The organism is Cryobacterium sp. GrIS_2_6 (assembly GCF_035984545.1).
Classification (GTDB): domain Bacteria; phylum Actinomycetota; class Actinomycetes; order Actinomycetales; family Microbacteriaceae; genus Cryobacterium.
Genome location: NZ_JAXCHP010000001.1, coordinates 2,288,927 through 2,305,047, shown reverse-complemented (window position 1 = coordinate 2,305,047; position 16,121 = coordinate 2,288,927). Strand labels below are relative to the sequence as shown.

General features: G+C 68.5%; 16 protein-coding genes and 1 tRNA gene. 14 read left to right on the top strand and 3 right to left on the bottom strand.

From position 1 onward, the window contains the following. Positions 1-29 precede the first annotated feature (29 nt). From RCH22_RS11405 to RCH22_RS11375, 7 genes are all read left to right on the top strand, one after another. Positions 30-1,100, top strand: coding sequence for a hypothetical protein (locus RCH22_RS11405; RefSeq protein ID WP_327014067.1), 1,071 nt, complete (start codon positions 30-32; stop codon positions 1,098-1,100). Positions 1,101-1,241: 141 nt separating this feature from the next. Next, positions 1,242-2,345 (top strand): DUF916 domain-containing protein, encoded by a 1,104-nt coding sequence (locus tag RCH22_RS11400; RefSeq protein WP_327014066.1) that lies wholly within the window; start codon positions 1,242-1,244, stop codon positions 2,343-2,345. A gap of 162 nt (positions 2,346-2,507) precedes the next feature. Then, positions 2,508-3,344: a hypothetical protein gene (locus tag RCH22_RS11395; protein WP_327014065.1), complete on the top strand. Its 837-nt coding sequence runs from the start codon at positions 2,508-2,510 to the stop codon at positions 3,342-3,344. Positions 3,345-3,469: 125 nt separating this feature from the next. After that, positions 3,470-4,216 carry a hypothetical protein gene (locus RCH22_RS11390; RefSeq protein ID WP_327014064.1) on the top strand — a complete coding sequence of 249 codons (747 nt, stop codon included), beginning with the start codon at positions 3,470-3,472 and terminating at the stop codon, positions 4,214-4,216. After that, complete coding sequence (locus RCH22_RS11385) at positions 4,213-5,364, top strand: sortase (protein WP_327014063.1); 1,152 nt, start codon at positions 4,213-4,215, stop codon at positions 5,362-5,364. Before RCH22_RS11390 ends, RCH22_RS11385 begins: the two co-directional genes overlap by 4 nt. A gap of 286 nt (positions 5,365-5,650) precedes the next feature. After that, a complete protein-coding gene (locus RCH22_RS11380; protein WP_198413438.1) occupies positions 5,651-6,433 on the top strand; it encodes a phosphate ABC transporter ATP-binding protein in 783 nt (260 codons plus the stop codon). A 184-nt stretch (positions 6,434-6,617) separates the two neighbouring features. Next, positions 6,618-7,028: an arsenate reductase ArsC gene (locus tag RCH22_RS11375; protein WP_327014062.1), complete on the top strand. Its 411-nt coding sequence runs from the start codon at positions 6,618-6,620 to the stop codon at positions 7,026-7,028. A 53-nt stretch (positions 7,029-7,081) separates the two neighbouring features. Here RCH22_RS11375 and arsA read toward each other — a convergent pair whose 3' ends face one another. Beyond that, positions 7,082-8,884 (bottom strand): arsenical pump-driving ATPase, encoded by a 1,803-nt coding sequence (gene arsA / locus RCH22_RS11370; protein WP_327014061.1) that lies wholly within the window; start codon positions 8,882-8,884, stop codon positions 7,082-7,084. A gap of 8 nt (positions 8,885-8,892) precedes the next feature. Next, positions 8,893-9,300 carry an arsenite efflux transporter metallochaperone ArsD gene (gene arsD, locus RCH22_RS11365; protein ID WP_327014060.1) on the bottom strand — a complete coding sequence of 136 codons (408 nt, stop codon included), beginning with the start codon at positions 9,298-9,300 and terminating at the stop codon, positions 8,893-8,895. A gap of 91 nt (positions 9,301-9,391) precedes the next feature. Here arsD and RCH22_RS11360 point away from each other — a divergent pair, with 91 nt between their 5' ends. The 4 genes from RCH22_RS11360 to RCH22_RS11345 are packed head-to-tail and all read left to right on the top strand — an operon-like array spanning position 9,392 to position 12,862. Then, positions 9,392-9,742: a metalloregulator ArsR/SmtB family transcription factor gene (locus tag RCH22_RS11360; RefSeq protein WP_327014059.1), complete on the top strand. Its 351-nt coding sequence runs from the start codon at positions 9,392-9,394 to the stop codon at positions 9,740-9,742. After that, positions 9,739-10,512, top strand: coding sequence for an MIP/aquaporin family protein (locus tag RCH22_RS11355; protein ID WP_327014058.1), 774 nt, complete (start codon positions 9,739-9,741; stop codon positions 10,510-10,512). The genes RCH22_RS11360 and RCH22_RS11355 overlap by 4 nt, the downstream gene beginning before the upstream one ends. Further along, positions 10,509-11,285, top strand: coding sequence for an arsenite methyltransferase (gene arsM / locus RCH22_RS11350; RefSeq protein ID WP_327014057.1), 777 nt, complete (start codon positions 10,509-10,511; stop codon positions 11,283-11,285). Before RCH22_RS11355 ends, arsM begins: the two co-directional genes overlap by 4 nt. A 47-nt stretch (positions 11,286-11,332) precedes the next feature. Next, positions 11,333-12,862, top strand: coding sequence for a CYTH and CHAD domain-containing protein (locus tag RCH22_RS11345; RefSeq protein ID WP_327014056.1), 1,530 nt, complete (start codon positions 11,333-11,335; stop codon positions 12,860-12,862). Positions 12,863-12,887: 25 nt separating this feature from the next. Here the strand turns inward: RCH22_RS11345 and RCH22_RS11340 are convergent, their stop codons facing one another. Next, on the bottom strand, positions 12,888-13,379 hold the full coding sequence (locus tag RCH22_RS11340) for a MarR family winged helix-turn-helix transcriptional regulator (RefSeq protein WP_134448251.1): 492 nt from the start codon (positions 13,377-13,379) through the stop codon (positions 12,888-12,890). A gap of 124 nt (positions 13,380-13,503) precedes the next feature. On the opposite strand from RCH22_RS11340, the gene RCH22_RS11335 reads away from it, so the two are divergent. The 3 genes from RCH22_RS11335 (at position 13,504) to RCH22_RS11325 (ending at position 16,060) form a co-directional block, all read left to right on the top strand. Then, positions 13,504-13,575, top strand: a tRNA-Gln gene (locus RCH22_RS11335). Between the two features lie 82 nt (positions 13,576-13,657). After that, positions 13,658-15,082 (top strand): bifunctional UDP-N-acetylglucosamine diphosphorylase/glucosamine-1-phosphate N-acetyltransferase GlmU, encoded by a 1,425-nt coding sequence (gene glmU / locus RCH22_RS11330; protein ID WP_327014055.1) that lies wholly within the window; start codon positions 13,658-13,660, stop codon positions 15,080-15,082. Continuing rightward, on the top strand, positions 15,083-16,060 hold the full coding sequence (locus tag RCH22_RS11325) for a ribose-phosphate diphosphokinase (RefSeq protein WP_134448255.1): 978 nt from the start codon (positions 15,083-15,085) through the stop codon (positions 16,058-16,060). Positions 16,061-16,121 lie beyond the last annotated feature (61 nt).

The window sequence follows — 16,121 nt, the reverse complement described above, 5'->3', positions numbered from 1 at the left end:
CCTACTTCCAGAAAAGGTATAGAAAAATCATGAAGCTCAACAACAAGATCCGTTTCGCCGCCGTCGGCGTCGTTTCCCTCGCACTCGTTGCCGGCGCCTCCATGGTCGCCTCGGCTGCCGTTCAGACCAACGGCTCTGCCGCTCCGGTCTACCTCTACGACACCAACGCCGCACAGCTGGCTGATGGCGTGTCGCTCGGCTGGACCGACGACCTCATCGGTTCCTCCGCACAGGGTGACATCAACGGCCAGTTCGCTTGCCCGGTTGGTACGACCGGAATCTTTGCCTTCCTTGCTGCACCCGGCACGGAGACCGTTCCCGGCACCTGGAAGGCGTACGCTCCCCTCGGCTTCAACGGTGCCAGCCTGAACGTGCTTGACCCGTTCCTGACGCCGTCCTCCCTCATCAACGGTGCCCAGGGTGCAGCCAAGGCTGCCGGTGGAAACTACAGCCTCGGCCTGGCGTGCACCAACCTCAACGGCGTCGCGGTGACCTCCGCATTCTTCCGCTCGATCTCGGTCACGCCTGTCACCGGTGCCTTCACGGCCGCCGCCACGACCGACGTCGTCGTCACGCCGCCCCCCGTTACAACTCCTCCCACCTCTTCTGCAACGGTTGGCAACATTGCTCTCGCGCCGACCACCGCGAACGCCACCAACGGCGCACTCGCCCTCACGGTTCCGGCCGGCGCCGCGGCGACGTTCTCCGCTCCGTCGCTGGTGAACAACAAGTCGACCACGGTCGGTACCCTCGGTGCTGTCACGGTCAACGACGGCCGCGTCGTCTCCCGTAATGGCTGGGACCTGTCCGCGAACGTTCTTGACTTCGTCAACTCAACGAATGTCGCCAGCACCATCAGCAAGGTTCAGCTCGGCCTCGCCCCGTCGGTCACCGTTGCCGGCACCACCGCGACCGGCGTCACCGCCGCCGCAGCCCAGGTCGCCGGTTCGGCGTCTTACCCGGCCGCCTTCGCCTCCGGCGCGGCAGCCAACACGGTCGGCGACAGCGTTCTCAACGCCGGCCTGACCTTCGTCGCACCGCAGGAGAAGGCGGCCGGCACCTACACATCGACGCTGACCCTCACGGTCGTCTCGAAGTAGTAGCAGAACCCGAGTAAAGGGGGAGGGGCGGCGCCCGCGCCGTCCCTCCCTTTCCACGGCACCACCCCGCAGTCCGCTTTACCCCCCCTCCCCAGATTTCAGCTCCGCCCGCAGAATCCCGCAGAAAAGAGAACGTCGATCGTGACTCCCCGCCACTCCCTCTCCCGCAGCATCGCCCTGGGTGCCGCCGGAATGCTGGTCACCCTCGGACTGACCCTCACCCTCGGGGTCGCGGGCGCCTGGGCCGCGGACGGGTCCGACGGCATCGCCGGGGCCCCCTCGTCCAACGGCGGCGTCGACCAGGATCGATCGCGTTTCACCTACCAGGTCGATCCCGGCCAGGTCATCAACGACGAATACCTCGTCGAGAACACCGGAACGACCACCCAGGCCGTCACCGTGTACGCCACGGATGCCTACAACGCCGAGGACGGCACGTTCGCCCTTCTCGAGGGCAGCGAAGCGCCCAAGGACGCCGGCAGCTGGGTCACCTTCGAAAACGGCACCGGACGCGTCTCGGTCACCCTGGAACCGGGCGCCCAGCAGGTGCTCCCATTCACCGTGAAGACCCCGGCCGACGCCAAGCCCGGTGACCACGCCGGCGGCATCGTCGTCTCGGCCCTCTCTCCGGCCGGACAGGTCTCGGTCGACCGGCGCGTCGCCATCCGCCTGTACGTGCGGGTCAAGGGCCTCTTGCAGCCGGCGTTGACGATCAGCAGCATCGAATCCAGCTACGAGGGCAGCATCAACCCCTTCGCCGGCGACACCAAGATCCGCGTCAGCCTGACCAACACCGGAAACGTGTCCCTCGGGGCCAACACGGTCTCGCAGGTCAAGGGCATCTTCGGCATCCCGCTCTCCGGGCTGACCGACCAGGAGATCTCGGAGATGCTGCCCGGGAGTTCCCGCACCGTGACGCTCACCGTCAGCGGTGTCGGCGCCTGGGTCTACCTCAACCCGCACGTCTCCCTCGCCGGCACGATCGACCCCGACGCACTCAACCCAGGAGCCCTGCCGACCGCGGAACGCGACTCGAGCCTCGTCGTGGTGCCGTGGGCCTTCCTGATCCTCCTTCTCGTCGCGGCCGTCACGTGGCTCATCGTGCGGCTCAGTCGCAAGCGCGACTCGACCCGTGCCGCAGCCTGGATCGAGTACACCGAGGCCGAGGCACGCCGCAAGGCGCGCGAAGAGGCCCTCGTGAGCGCCAGCGCGGACGGCGCCGCCGCTCACCACACGACACCCTGACGACCGCATCTCCGGACGACCCGCTCCACTACCCTGCAGTTTTACCCAGGCACCGCAGCTTCACCGCATCAGGATCCATCGGGGAAATACATGCTTCAACTGCCCATCCGTTCGTACGTTTTTAGGGGTGTTCTGGTCGCCCTGCTTGCGATGGGGGGATCCGTGGGCGTCGGAGCGGGTGCGCAGGCCGACGACACGGAGGCCGTCGCCCTGACGGTGGCCGTGGCCGCCAAACTACCGACCGGCCCCGTCGAGATTCACTGTGTGCTCCCGGTCGGCACCAGAGTCGATTCGGCGCCGGTCTTCGTCACCATCCACGGGCTGAAACCGCTCTCACACGTCGAGCTCTGGGTGCACTCCACTCCTTTCCTGCTGATCAGCGGAAACGCCGACGGTTCCGGTGGCTTCGAGGGCAGCGGCACACTGCCCTCCGACCTCGAGTCCGGAGGCCACACCATCGAGGTGACCGGTACCTCGGCCGCGGATACCCCGTTCAGCCAGGTAGCGGCATCCTTCGCCGTGACCGAGGCCGGAACAATCGGATCTGCGACGACGAGCGACACCAACGGGGTTCTCAGCCTTGTGGTGCCATCGGCGGCCGTCGCGGTCTTCAATGCCCCGCTGCTCGTGACGAACCGGTCGACGACCACCGGTGTCCTGGGCAGCTTCGCAGTCAGCGACTCCCGGGTGCTCACCCAGGAAGGCTGGACCCTGTCGGCCGATGTCGACGACTTCGTGAACGCCGCGGACGGCAGCGTGATCGGTGCTTCCCAACTCGGGCTCGCGCCGCAGCTGGTCAGCACCGACGCCACCGGGGTGAGCCTCGTCACCGCCCAGACCGCGGGTTCGGCGACGTATCCGATGAACCTCGCCGTCGCCGCCCCCGCCCAGACCGTGGGCACGACCGTGCTGAACGCCGGCCTCACTTTCGTCGCGCCGCCCGAAAAGTCAGTCGGCACCTACCGGTCCACCCTCTCCCTCACCCTCGTTTCCCAGTAGCCGGCCGGTCGCCGACTCGATCCTGTCGCGCTCGTGCGGCACGGAATGAGCGAGGCTCGGTTTCCTGCTGTGTTTGCCTCTTGTTTACCCGCCCGTCAGCTCGCCGAAACCTCGAATGGACTAACTTGACTGTGCTCACATCCGCTCACGCGCGCCTGATTCTGGTCGTGGCCCTCATCGCGTTCGCGCCGGTGGCGGGCCTGGCCGGACTCGCCATGGGTGCACAGGCGGCGACGGACGACCCGAAGGGTGTGGGCATCAGCGTGGGTGTCGTCGGGCCGTCGAGCCGGGCGACGACGACCCCGGCCGTCACGAACCCGGTGAAATCCGCGGCCGTGCCCGCGGTGACCCAGACGACGATCAAGGACACCGCCGCCGCGGCCTCGGCGCTCGGCGCGAATCCGACCAAGATCGCGGGCGTCTTCTACGTGAGCGGCCTCACGACGCGCACCGATTCTGAGGCCGGGCCGGGCGGCGGCACCATGGTGCTCGACTTCACGATGCGCAACATCACGGATGCCCCGATCACCTCGAGCCTGCGCTTCTGGCTCGACAACGCGGTCAACCTCCCCGTCGCCATCGTCGACAAGGTCAGTATCGACAGCCTCGCCCCCAATGAGACCCGCACCGTCTCGGCCACCATTCGGGACGTCGGCCAGTGGGCCTGGTTCAAAGGCCACGTCACCATGACGCCTCCCGCGGACATCGGCGGCACGGCACTCTCGCCCGTCACCCGGGACTCGTTCAGCATCATCCCGCCCTACTTCGCCCTGATCGCGCTCGCGATCGCCGGCACGCTGACCCTCATCCTCCGCTTCGTGCTCCTCGTACCGCGGCCCACCCCCAAAATCGCGGAAGAGGTGGCGTCATGACGACAGCCAGGCTGCCCCGTCGTCCCCAACGCCCCACGGTGCCGAAGGTGCCGAGAATGCCCCGAGGCTGGGTCCCGCTGGTTTCGCCCGGCGTTTCCGAGATGCAGGCGGTCCACCCTCTCGCGGGACAGTCCGCCGGACCACGGGACTGGTCACCGCCCGGCCCCGGCACTCTGGGCGGCGGCGGCGGACTCCCCGGCACACCGCCCGAGCGCGGCCGCCAGGGCAAGCCGCCCAAGCCACCAAAGATCCCGACGCCGCCGCGGCGCAGCCCGCCGCCCCCTCGGCCGCCGGTCGTGCTCACCCAGCGTGATCAGGTCATCCGCTCGACCCTGGCGATTCTCGCCATCCTCATCTTCGGGTTCCTCGCCAACCTGACCGTGCTCGGCCAGCTGCAGCACATCGTGTCCCAGCAACAACTGACGAACACGTTCCGGTACGAGCTCGCCCAGGGAACGGCCCCGGTCAGCGAGGGCACCGTGGACAAGGTGCTGTTCACCGCGGGAACGCCGGTGGCCGTGCTCGACATCCCCTCGATCGACGTGCACGAGATCGTCGTCGAGGGCACCGACTCCGGCACCCTGCGCGCCGGCCCCGGCCATCGCCGCGACACGCCGCTGCCCGGCCAGTCCGGCATCAGCGTGCTGATGGGCCGCGCCGCGGCCTACGGTGGTCCGTTCGCCCGGCTGCAGGAACTGCGCCCCGGCCAGCAGTTCACCGTGATCACCGGCCAGGGCGAGCAGACCTTCTCGGTGCTCGGCCTGCGCTACGCGGGTGATCCGGCTCCCGCAAGCCTCGGTGCAGGCAAGAGCCGGCTGATCCTCGAGAGCGCCCGCGGACCGGCCTACGTGCCGAGCGGTGTCGTGCGCGTGGATGCCGAACTCGTCTCCGAGACGAAGCCCGCCGGCAAGCGCCAGACCACCTTCGCGACCCTGCCCCTGCAGGACAAGGAACTCGCCACCGACACCAGCACGGTGTGGGCCCTCGTCTTCGCCCTGCAGTTCCTGTTGGTCATCGAACTCGCCGCCGTCTGGGCGTTCCGCCGGGTCGGCATCCGCAAGACCTGGATCGTCTTCCTTCCGGTTGTCACCGTCGGGGGGCTCTTCGTGGCCGACCAGCTCGTGCGCCTCCTTCCGAACCTGCTGTAGTCCCGAACCTGCTTCAGTCCCGAAACTGCTGTAGACCAATGAAACGAGTGTCATGACCGACGATGTGCAGAACGACGAGCTCACCCAGGTGCTGCCGCCGGTGAAGGGACCGGCCCGGCGTGACCGCAAGCAGCGCGCGCAGGCGAGGACCGAGGCCCGGCCCGAGGTTATGGCCGACCCGCCGGTCAAGCCTCCCCGGCTCGGAGGGTTCAGCGCGCCCTGGCTGAAGCGACCGTCAGCCGCCGATGCCGGGGTCTACGCGAGCTTCAGCCCGCCCGTGCGCGAGATCGCACCACTCGCAACGCTCGAGGGCCGGAACGTCTCGGCGTGGTTCGGCGAACGCCAGGTGCTCGACCGGGTGAACCTCACCATGCCGGCCGGCATCATCACCTCCCTGATCGGACCGTCGGGCTGCGGCAAGTCCACGTTCCTGCGCATCCTGAACCGGATGCACGAGCTCGTGCCGTCCGCGAGCCTCGCCGGTGAAGTCCTCCTCGACGGCGAGGACATCTACGACCCGGAACGCAAGCTCGTCGACGCCCGCAAGAGCATCGGCATGGTGTTCCAGAAGCCCAATCCGTTCCCGGCCATGTCGATCTACGACAATGTCATCGCCGGGCTCACCCTCACCGGCAAGCGCGCCTCCAACGATGAGAAGGACTTCCTCGTCGAGAGCTGCCTGACCAAGGCCGGACTCTGGAAGGAGGTGCGCGACCGGCTGCGCGCCCCCGGTTCCGGACTCTCCGGCGGACAGCAGCAGCGACTGTGCATCGCCAGGTCGCTCGCGGTGACCCCCCGCATCCTCTTGATGGACGAACCCTGCTCGGCCCTCGACCCGACCTCGACGCGGGTGATCGAGGAGACCATGCTCGAGCTCGCCCACGAGGTCACGATCGTGATCGTGACCCACAACATGCAACAGGCCCAGCGCGTCTCGCAGAACTGCGCGTTCTTCCTTGCCGCCCAGGGCACCCCTGGCGGCATCGTGGAGCACGGGCCGACCGACGCGATGTTCGGCAATCCGATCGACAGCCGCACCGCCGACTACGTCAACGGCCGCTTCGGCTAGCCCCTGCCCCTAACCAATTCGACGGAGATTTTGCGTTTCTGGCACGTTAGCGGGCTGTTTGGGCGTGTTTTGGGCAAAAACTCCGTCGAATTGGTTAGTGCGGGCCGGGCTGGAACGGGGCCGGGGATTCCCAAAGCATAGACAATCGTCTATACTTTGAGGACATCGAGAGTGAGGAATCCCCGTGTCTGAGAAGCCCACCGTCTTGTTCGTCTGCATCCACAATGCCGGTCGCTCGCAGATGGCCGCCGGCTACCTGCGCGCCCTGTCCGGCGGCGCCGTCGAGGTGCGCTCCGGCGGCTCGGAGCCGGGCGACCAGATCAATCCGATGGCGATCCAGGCCATGAGCGAAGAGGGCATCGACATCTCCCAGGCCGTTCCGCAACTGATGACCACCGAGCAGGTGCGCGAGTCCGACGTCGTCATCACCATGGGCTGCGGCGACGTCTGCCCGATCTTCCCCGGCAAGCGTTACGAGGACTGGGAGCTCGTCGACCCCAAGGGCAAGAGCATCGACGAGGTGCGCCCGATCCGCGACGACATCAAGGCGCGCGTCGAGGCCCTCCTCGCCGAACTCCTCCTGGCCGCGGTCTAGCCCGCCGACACAGGCGGATGCCGACCTCGCCCTGTACTCCGGGCCCGGGGCGGTCAGACGGCCGGCTGCAGGCTGGGCGCCTCGAGTTCCGCAGCGCCGGCCAGTGCGGTCAGCCGGCGCTGCCCGATGGGCTCCTCGGCCAGGAGGGGGACGATCGCGATCCGGTCCGCCAGGAGGCGCACCCGGTCGATCTGTTCGATCTCGTGTGCGGCCCGGGATCGGAGGAACGGCGACGTGGGGTGGGCCGCGGCCAGGGAAGCGTTGACCACCCACGCCCACGGCCGGATCCCGGCCCGCTCGAGGTCCTCCCGCAGGCCGTCGGCCTCGAGGACCGGGGTCGTCTCGGCGAGGGTCACGAGCACGACCTTCGTCAGCGCAGGGTCCTGCAGGCGCATCAGTGGTGTCGTGAACGGAAGCGAGTCGCCGATCTGCCGCGCCATTTCGCGGTGGTAGGAACCGGTCGCATCCAGCAGGAGCAGCGTGTGCCCGGTCGGCGCGGTGTCGACGACGACGAATTTCCGGCGGGACTCGTGAACGACCCGGGAGAACTGCTGGAAGACGGCGACCTCCTCGGTGCACGGGGAGAGGAGGTCCTCGGCGAGGGCGGCGCGACCCTCCTGATCCAGGCCGCGACCCTTGGTATCCATGACGTGGGCTCGGTAGGCCTGGACGGCCACGGCCGGATCGATGCGTGACACCTCGAGCCCGGGAACGCTGCCGTGCAGGGTTTCGGTGAGGTGGGCTGCGGGGTCGGTCGTCGTGAGGTGAACGGCGTGGCCGCGCCCCGCCAGGGCGACCGCGATGGCCGCAGCGATCGTGGTCTTGCCCACGCCGCCCTTGCCCATGCAGAGCACGAGCCCGTGATCATCGCGCTCGATGGCGTCGACGAGGGCGGCGAGCGGGGCGCCGAGGGACGCCGCCGACTCGGGAGTGGCGCCCGTCTCGCCGGTCGCTCCCGCATCGAGGGTGTCTGCGCTCGCCGCGAAGAGAGTCTGCAACGCGGGGATCCCGACCATGTTGGCGGCCCGGAGTTCGAGCACATCGAGCGGGAGGCCGGAGATGGCGGCGGGGAGATCGGCGAGGGCGGCGTGCTCGCGGGCCCGGACGGCCCGGGTGAGGTCCTCCTCGCCTGCGGCCTCCGGCAGCACGCCGTTGACGACGACGAAACCGCCGCCGATCCCGATCTGGTTCAGCTCCCGGTAGGTGCGTTCGATTTCCGCGAGTGAGGATGCCTGGGCGCGGGCCACGAGGACCAGGCGAGTGCGCGACGGGTCGGTCAGGACCCCGACGGCTGCGGCGTACATTGATCGGTGCTTGTCGAGCCCGGAGAGCGGGCCGAGGCAGGACGGGTCGCCCTTGCCGGCCTCGAGGAAGTCGGTCCAGGACCCCGGCAGCTGGAGCAGGCGGATGGTGTGCCCGGTCGGCGCCGTGTCGAAGACGATGTGGTCGTACTGGCCGGAGACGGACTCGTCGGAGAGCAGGCCGGTGAACTCGTCGAACGAGGCGATCTCCGTGGTGCAGGAGCCGGACAGGCCCTCGATGATGCCGGCGAGTTCGTTCTCCGGCAGCAGGCCGCGCACGGGCGCGACGATGCGCTCCCGGTAGGCCGCGGCGGCCTGTTCCGGATCGATCTCGAGCGCGGAAAGGCCGGGGACGCTCGCGAGGGGGGTGACCGTGTTGCCGATCCGCACCCCGAAGACCTGGCCCACATTGGAGGCCGGGTCGGTGCTGACCAGGAGCACGCGCTTGCCGCGGCCGACGAGGTCGAGGGCCGTTGCGCAGGCGACCGAGGTCTTGCCGACCCCGCCCTTGCCGGTGAAGAACAGGAATCGGGGCGGGTCTTCGAGGAATTTCATCGGGAGGCTTAGCAGCAGCCTGAGACGCCGCCGCAGCATCCGCCCGATTTCTCGTCCTGACCGCGCTCAGTCAACCCCAGCTGGGTGCGGACGGGTGCGGACGGTGCCGGGTCGCCGAGGCCGGCGAGGGCGAGCAACTCGGCGCGGCTCGGATAGGCCCCGGTGGCGACGGTGACTCCGTCGACGACGGTCAGCGGGAGGCCTTCCGAGCCGACGGTGTGCATGAAGCCGCGGACCGTCTCGTCGGTGGTGAACGCCGTCGGATCGGTGGCGAGGTTGTGGCGTTCGATGTCGGCGCCCAAATCCTTGAGGCGGCGCACGTCGGCCGTGACGGTGACGAGGGAGGCGTCGGAGTCGGGTCCGCACACGCCGGACTCGCAACACAGGGCCGGCTCGTAGATTCGAATGGCAGTCATGGGGTTCCTTGTCTCGCTATATCGATTTATATCGATACTCCAGTATGAATCGCTATATCGATCTATGTCAATACGTCGCTATGCTGGTGGCATGTCGACAACCACCCTGCTTCCCCTCACCGACGTCAGCGCATGCTGCGCGCCGCTGACCCGGGAGCCGATCACCGCCACGCAAGCGGCAGGACTCGCGCGGTCGCTGAAGGCCCTCGCCGACCCGACGCGGCTGCGGCTGATCTCGATCGTGGCCGCTTCGGAAGGCCAGGAGGCCTGCGCCTGCGACCTGACCGAGCCGGTCGGGCTGAGCCAGTCCACGGTCTCGCACCACCTGAAAGTGCTCACGGATGCCGGCTTCCTCAGCCGTCGGCAGGTCGGCACCTGGGCCCATTTCGCCCTCGTGCCCGGCGCCCTGGATTCCGTCGCCCGGCTGTTGACGACCGCATGAGTGACGCATCGACAGCCATGCCGCAGGCGACGACCTCGTGGCAACGGCGTGCGTTCGCGGAGTTCCTCGGCAGCGCCCTGCTCAGCGCGATCGTCATCGGATCCGGCATCGCGGCATCCGCCCTATCGCCCAACGACGTGGGCCTGCAGCTGCTCGAGAACGCGGCGGCGACCGCCCTGGGCCTGTATGTGCTGATCGTGGTGCTCGCACCCCTCAGCGGCGCGCATTTCAATCCGGTCGTCTCGCTCGTCGACGTCTACCTCGGATTTCGCCCCTGGCGCGACCTCGCGAGCTACCTGCCCGCCCAGGTCGCGGGCTGTGTCGTTGGCGCCGTGCTCGCGAACTCCATGTTCGGGCTGCCTGCCGTCGCACTCAGCGGCACCGATCGCCTGACGGGACCGCACCTTCTCGCCGAGGTCGTCGCGACGGCCGGTCTGGTGCTCGTGATCTTCGCCCTCGCCCGCTCTGGCCGTGGCCGGTTCGCCCCCGCCGCTGTCGCCGCCTACATCGGCTCGGCCTACTTCTTCACGAGTTCCACGAGCTTCGCCAACCCCGCCATCGCCATCGGGCGGATGTTCACGGACACGTTCGCAGGCATCGCTCCCGGATCCGTGCCCGGCTACATGTGCGCCCAACTCCTGGGCGGCATCCTCGGACTGGTGCTCGTGCGCGTGCTCTATCCGGACCAGGGAACCACGTCGCCCGTCCGCTCGGACGTCGTCGCAGCATCCGCCACCGGGCGGGTATCAGAACGGGAGGCACGACTATGAATGACAGGGCCGACGTGACGCAGAAAGCCGACATCACCGAGCTCGTCCGGGAGCGCTACGCCGCGGCGGCACTCCAGCTCACGGACGTGTCCGCTGAGGCCGGCTCCTGCTGCGTGCCGACCGATCTCGGCAACGGCAACGTCTTCGGGTCGATCCTTTACACCGGAGGCGAAAGCACCGAGATCCCCGAAGAGGCGCTCCTCGCGAGTCTCGGCTGCGGCAACCCGACGGCCGTTGCCGACCTGCGCTTCGGCGAAACCGTGCTCGACCTCGGCTCCGGAGGCGGCATCGACGTGCTCCTCTCCGCGCGCCGGGTCGGCCCCACCGGATTTGCATACGGCCTCGACATGACCGACGAGATGCTGTCCCTCGCCAGGGCGAACGCGAACAAGGCCGGCGCCACGAATGTCGAATTCATCAAGGGCCGGATCGAGGAGATCCCGCTGCCGGATGCATCCGTCGACGTCATCATCTCCAATTGCGTGATCAACCTCTCCGCCGACAAGACCGCCGTCATCACGGAGATGTTCCGCGTCCTCAAGCCCGGCGGGCGGCTCGGGATCTCCGACGTCGTCGCGGAGGACCACCTCAGCGAACAGGACCGCATCGAGCGCGGCAGCTACGCCGGTTGTATCGCCGGCGCGCTCTCCCACCGGGAATACCTCGATACCCTGGCCGGGGCAGGATTCACCGGGATCAGCGTCGAATACACCCACGAGGTCGCGCCCGAAATGCACGGCGCCATCGTCAAGGCGGTCAAGCCCGTGGCGTAGCCTCATGTGGCGCGGGCCGGGAGGGGCCCGGGCGTACACTGTCGGGCATGCATGCCGTGGATTTTTCCGAGGTTGAACGCAAATATGACGTCGACGCGGCATCCGTTCTGCCCCCGCTCCAGGAACTGCCCGGCGTGACCTGGGTGGACGCCCCCGTCGAGCACTTTCTCGACGCCGTCTACTTCGACACGGCCGATCTCACGCTCGCGGCGCACCGGATCACCCTGCGGCGCCGCACCGGCGGTGACGACGCCGGCTGGCACCTGAAGCTCCCCGCCGGGGTCGACGGCCGCGGCCCCGACGAACGCCGCGAGGTGCACGAACCCCTCGGCAGCGACCCCGAGCTCGTGCCGGCCGGCCTGCAGCAGCGGGTTCGCGTCCTCGTGCGCGACCGGGTGCTCGTGCCCGTCGTGCGGCTCCGCAACCACCGGATCGTGCACGTGCTGCGCGAGGACAACGGCGCCGTGCTCGCCGAGGTCTGCGACGACAGCGTCCTGGCCGACCGCCTCGGCGCCGACCCGCTCCGCCAGGAGTGGCGGGAATGGGAGATCGAACTCGTCGACGGCGCCCCCGAGCTGCTCGACGCCGTCGCGGACGCCTTCGCCGCCGGGGGAGTCCGTCGGGCAGGCTATCCCTCGAAACTCGGCCGCGCCCTTGGGGATCGCATTCCCACCGACTTGCCTTCCGCACCGGCGACGCCGAGCAAGTCGAGCACGACAGGGGCACTGCTGCTTGCCTACCTCGACGCCCAGATGCGGGTGCTCGTCCGCCAGGACCCGCTCGTGCGGCGGGACGACGCCGAGGCCGTGCACCAGATGCGGGTCGCGACCCGGCGGATGCGCTCGGTGCTGGCGACCTATCGTGACCTGCTTCCGAACGGGCTGGCCAACACCCTCGGGGACGAACTCCAGTGGATCGCCCGGGTGCTCGGCGCCGCCCGGGACAACGAAGTGCTGCACCACAACCTCGCCCGGTCGTTGTCTTCCGAGCCGGCGAAGCTCGTGGTCGGACACGTCAAGCGGCGCCTGGCCGCGCACTTCGCGGGCGACCTCGCCGCGGCGCGGAAGGCGGCGGACGCCGTCCTCGACAGTCCGCGCTACTTCCGGCTGCTCGACGCGCTCGACGCCCTCATCGCGGAGCCGCCGTTCACCGCGCTCGCGAAGAAGCCGGCGCGGAGCGTGGTGCCGGGTCTCGTCAAGCGTGATGGCGCCCGCCTGCGCAAGGCCGTTCGCGCCGCTCGCGCTGTGCCGCAGGGACCCGATCACGACGCAGCCTTGCACGAGGTGCGCAAGATCGCCAAGCGCCTGCGGTATACGACGGAGACTGCGCTCATCCTGAGTCCGAAACGTGCGGCCAGGCTTGTGGCCGCCGCCCGACTGGTCCAGGACATCCTCGGCGAGCACCACGACAGCGTCGTCGCCCGTGGGGTGCTGCTCACCCTCGGCATGCGCGCCTTCATCGACAACGAGAACTCGTTCACGTACGGCCGCCTCCACGCGACCGAACAGTTCCGGGGTGCGCACCTCGAGAGCCGGTTCCGTTCGGCGTGGAAGAGCTTCCCCAAGTCCGTGCTCTGACGCACTTCTCAGTCGAGGGGCGAGCTCAGTCGAAGTCGAGGCTGAGCTTGCGGAGCAGGGAGGCGAGGCGTTCGCGTTCGCTGGCCGTGAGCGTCGCGAGCAGCTCGGCCTCGGCGTCGACGAGGCGCGTGATCGCGGCATCGACCCGGATCAGCCCGTCGGGGTTCATCACGACGAAGATGCCGCGGCCGTCGTTGGGGTCGGTGCGCCGGGTGACGAGGCCGCGCTCGACGAGCCGGTCGATCCGGTTGGTCATGGTTCCGCTCGACACGAGCGTCTGCTGCAGCAGCGCCTTGGGGCTGAGTTCGTACGGTGCGCCTTCGCGGCGGAGCGCCGACAGCACGTCGAACTCCCACGACTCCAGTTCGGAGCGGGAGAACGCGGTGCGCCTGGCCCGGTCGAGGTGCTTGGCGAGGCGGCCCACCCGGCTGAGCACCTGCAACGGGGCGAAATCGAGGTCCGGCCGCTCGCGCAGCCAGGCATCCACGATGCGGTCTACTTCGTCATTCCCTGGCATCGTCCCATTATCCGGCCAGCCGGGGCATCCGCCTGCACAGCACGGGTCGTCGGCACGCCCGGCTGCGCGCCGCAGCCGATACTTCTGGCAGACTTATCAGCGTTGGTCGGCATTGCCGGCGAATTCCGCCGTGGTGTAATGGCAGCACGACAGCCTTTGGAGCTGTTAGGTCCAGGTTCGAGTCCTGGCGGCGGAGCCGTAGATCATTACCAGTGCTGCATTCCAGTGGCGCCCGCACCCGGTCTTCCCGGCCGGCAATACAGAAGCACGAGGACCCCGTGACCGATTCCCGTCTCGCCATCGTCGTCCTGGCCGCAGGCCAGGGCACCCGGATGAAATCCGCGACTCCCAAGCTGCTGCATCCCCTCGCCGGGCTGCCCATCCTCAGCCACGTGCTCGCGACGGCATCCGCGTTGAACGCCGCGCACGTCGTGACCGTCGTGCGCCACGAACGCGACCGGCTCGTCGACATCGTCGAGGCCGACCTGCCCGAGAGCATCGTCGTCGACCAGGACGAGGTCCCGGGAACCGGCCGTGCCGTCGAGCAGGCCATCGAGGCACTGCCCGCCGACTTCGAGGGCGACGTGCTCGTCGTCAGCGGCGACGTTCCCCTCCTGAACGCGGCGACCCTCGCGAGCTTCATCACCGCGCACCGCGAACGCGCCGTCGCGGCGACCGTTCTGTCCGCCTTTCCCAGTGACTCCACCGGCTACGGCCGCATCGTGCGCGACGAAGCCGGAGCCTTCGACCGCATCGTGGAACAGAAAGACGCCAGCCCCGAGGAACGCCTGATCACGGAAACGAACGCCGGCGTATACGTCTTCGGGATCGCCGAACTGCGTGAGCAGCTCGCCCGCATCACCACCGAAAACGTCCAGGGCGAGAAGTACCTCACCGACGTGATCGGCCTGCTCCGCGAGTCCGGCTCCGATGTGCGCGCCGTTCCGGTAGCGGATGCCTGGCTCGTCGCCGGCATCAACGACCGGGCCCAGCTCGCCGAGTCCGCCCGGCAGCTCAATGCGCTCATCGTGCGCGGCTGGCAGCTCGCCGGCGTGACCGTTCAGGACCCTGCGACGACCTGGATCGACCTCGCCGTGACGATCGCGCCCGACGTCACGATCAAGCCGGGCACCCAGATCCTCGGGGCGACGGTCATCGAGACCGGCGCCGTCGTCGGCCCGGACACGACCCTCGTGGACTGCGAGATCGGCGCGAACGCCGAGGTGAAGCGCACGGACGCGACCCTCGCGGTGATCGGTGCCGGCGCATCCGTCGGCCCGTTCTCGTACCTGCGGCCAGGGACGATTCTCGGCGCGGACGGCAAGATCGGCACCTTCGTCGAGACCAAGAACGCCGTTATCGGCGAGGGCAGCAAGGTGCCGCACCTGAGCTACGTCGGCGACGCGACGGTCGGCGTGCACTCCAACATCGGGGCAGGGACGATTTTCGCGAACTACAACGGAGTGACCAAATCGCCGAGCGTCGTGGGGTCGCATGTGCGCACCGGGTCGCACAACGTGTTCGTCGCGCCCGTTAGGATTGGGGACGGGGCTTACACCGGTGCCGGTACCATCGTCCGCAAGGACGTACCGGCCGGAGCTTTGGCTCTCACCGTGGCCCCACAACGCAATATGGACGGCTGGGTTCAGACCAACCGCCCGGGAACCGACGCGGCGGAAGCCGCGGCTAAGAGCGGAGACTAGGTGCCTGGAATCAATGCCAGCGGCGAGAAACGACTTGTATTGGTTTCGGGGCGAGCACACCCGCAACTGGCACTGGACATCGCCAAGGAGCTCGGTACCGAACTCGTACACACCGACGCACGTACCTTCGCGAACGGCGAAATTTACGCGCGCTTCGACGAGAGCGTGCGCGGCAGCGACACCTTCGTGATCCAGTCGCACACCAACCCGATCAATGAATGGCTGATGGAACAGCTCATCATGGTCGACGCGCTCAAGCGGGCCTCCGCCAAGCGCATCACGGTTGTTGCGCCGTTCTACCCTTACGCCCGCCAGGACAAGAAGGGCCGCGGCCGCGAGCCGGTATCGGCCCGCCTCGTCGCCGACCTGTTCAAGGTCGCCGGCGCCGACCGCATTATGTCGATCGACCTGCACGCCGCCCAGATCCAGGGCTTTTTCGACGGCCCCGTCGACCACCTTTTCGCGATGCCGGTGCTGCTCGAGCACTTCCAGGAGAAGCTAGACCCCGCAACGCTGACCGTGGTGTCGCCCGACATGGGCCGCGTCCGCGTCGCCGACATCTGGAGCGACAAGCTCGGCGCCCCGCTGGCGATCATCCACAAGCGCCGTGACCCGCTGGTGCCGAACCGCGTTTCCGTGCACGAGATCGTCGGCCAGGTCTCCGGTCGCGTCTGCCTGCTCGTCGACGACATGATCGACACCGGCCGCACCATCGTCCTCGCGGCCGAGGCGCTTCGTGCCGCCGGAGCGATCGGCGTCGTCGTCGCCGCGACCCACGCGGTGTTCAGCCACCCCGCGCTCGAGCTGCTGCAGAACCCGGCGATCACCGAGGTCGTCGTCACCGACACCCTGCCGATCCCCCCGGAGAAGCGCTTCCCGACCCTGACCGTTCTGCCGATCGCCCCGCTTCTTGCCCGCGCGATCCACGAGGTCTTCGACGAGGGATCCGTCACCTCGATGTTCGAGGGCGCCGCGTAACCCGCGCTGCCCCGACCGACGGATGCCCCGCTCACCCGAGCGGGGCATCCGTCGTTAACCG

Bases quoted from the DNA above. Each gene is read 5' to 3' on its own strand.
- RCH22_RS11405 (WP_327014067.1), top strand. From the start codon at position 30: ATGAAGCTCAACAACAAGATCCGTTTCGCCGCCGTCGGCGTCGTTTCC.
- RCH22_RS11385 (WP_327014063.1), top strand. From the start codon at position 4,213: ATGACGACAGCCAGGCTGCCCCGTCGTCCCCAACGCCCCACGGTGCCG.
- arsA (WP_327014061.1), bottom strand. From the start codon at position 8,884: ATGAAATTCCTCGAAGACCCGCCCCGATTCCTGTTCTTCACCGGCAAG.
- arsD (WP_327014060.1), bottom strand. From the start codon at position 9,300: ATGACTGCCATTCGAATCTACGAGCCGGCCCTGTGTTGCGAGTCCGGC.
- RCH22_RS11360 (WP_327014059.1), top strand. From the start codon at position 9,392: ATGTCGACAACCACCCTGCTTCCCCTCACCGACGTCAGCGCATGCTGC.
- RCH22_RS11355 (WP_327014058.1), top strand. From the start codon at position 9,739: ATGAGTGACGCATCGACAGCCATGCCGCAGGCGACGACCTCGTGGCAA.
- arsM (WP_327014057.1), top strand. From the start codon at position 10,509: ATGAATGACAGGGCCGACGTGACGCAGAAAGCCGACATCACCGAGCTC.
- RCH22_RS11345 (WP_327014056.1), top strand. From the start codon at position 11,333: ATGCATGCCGTGGATTTTTCCGAGGTTGAACGCAAATATGACGTCGAC.
- RCH22_RS11340 (WP_134448251.1), bottom strand. From the start codon at position 13,379: ATGCCAGGGAATGACGAAGTAGACCGCATCGTGGATGCCTGGCTGCGC.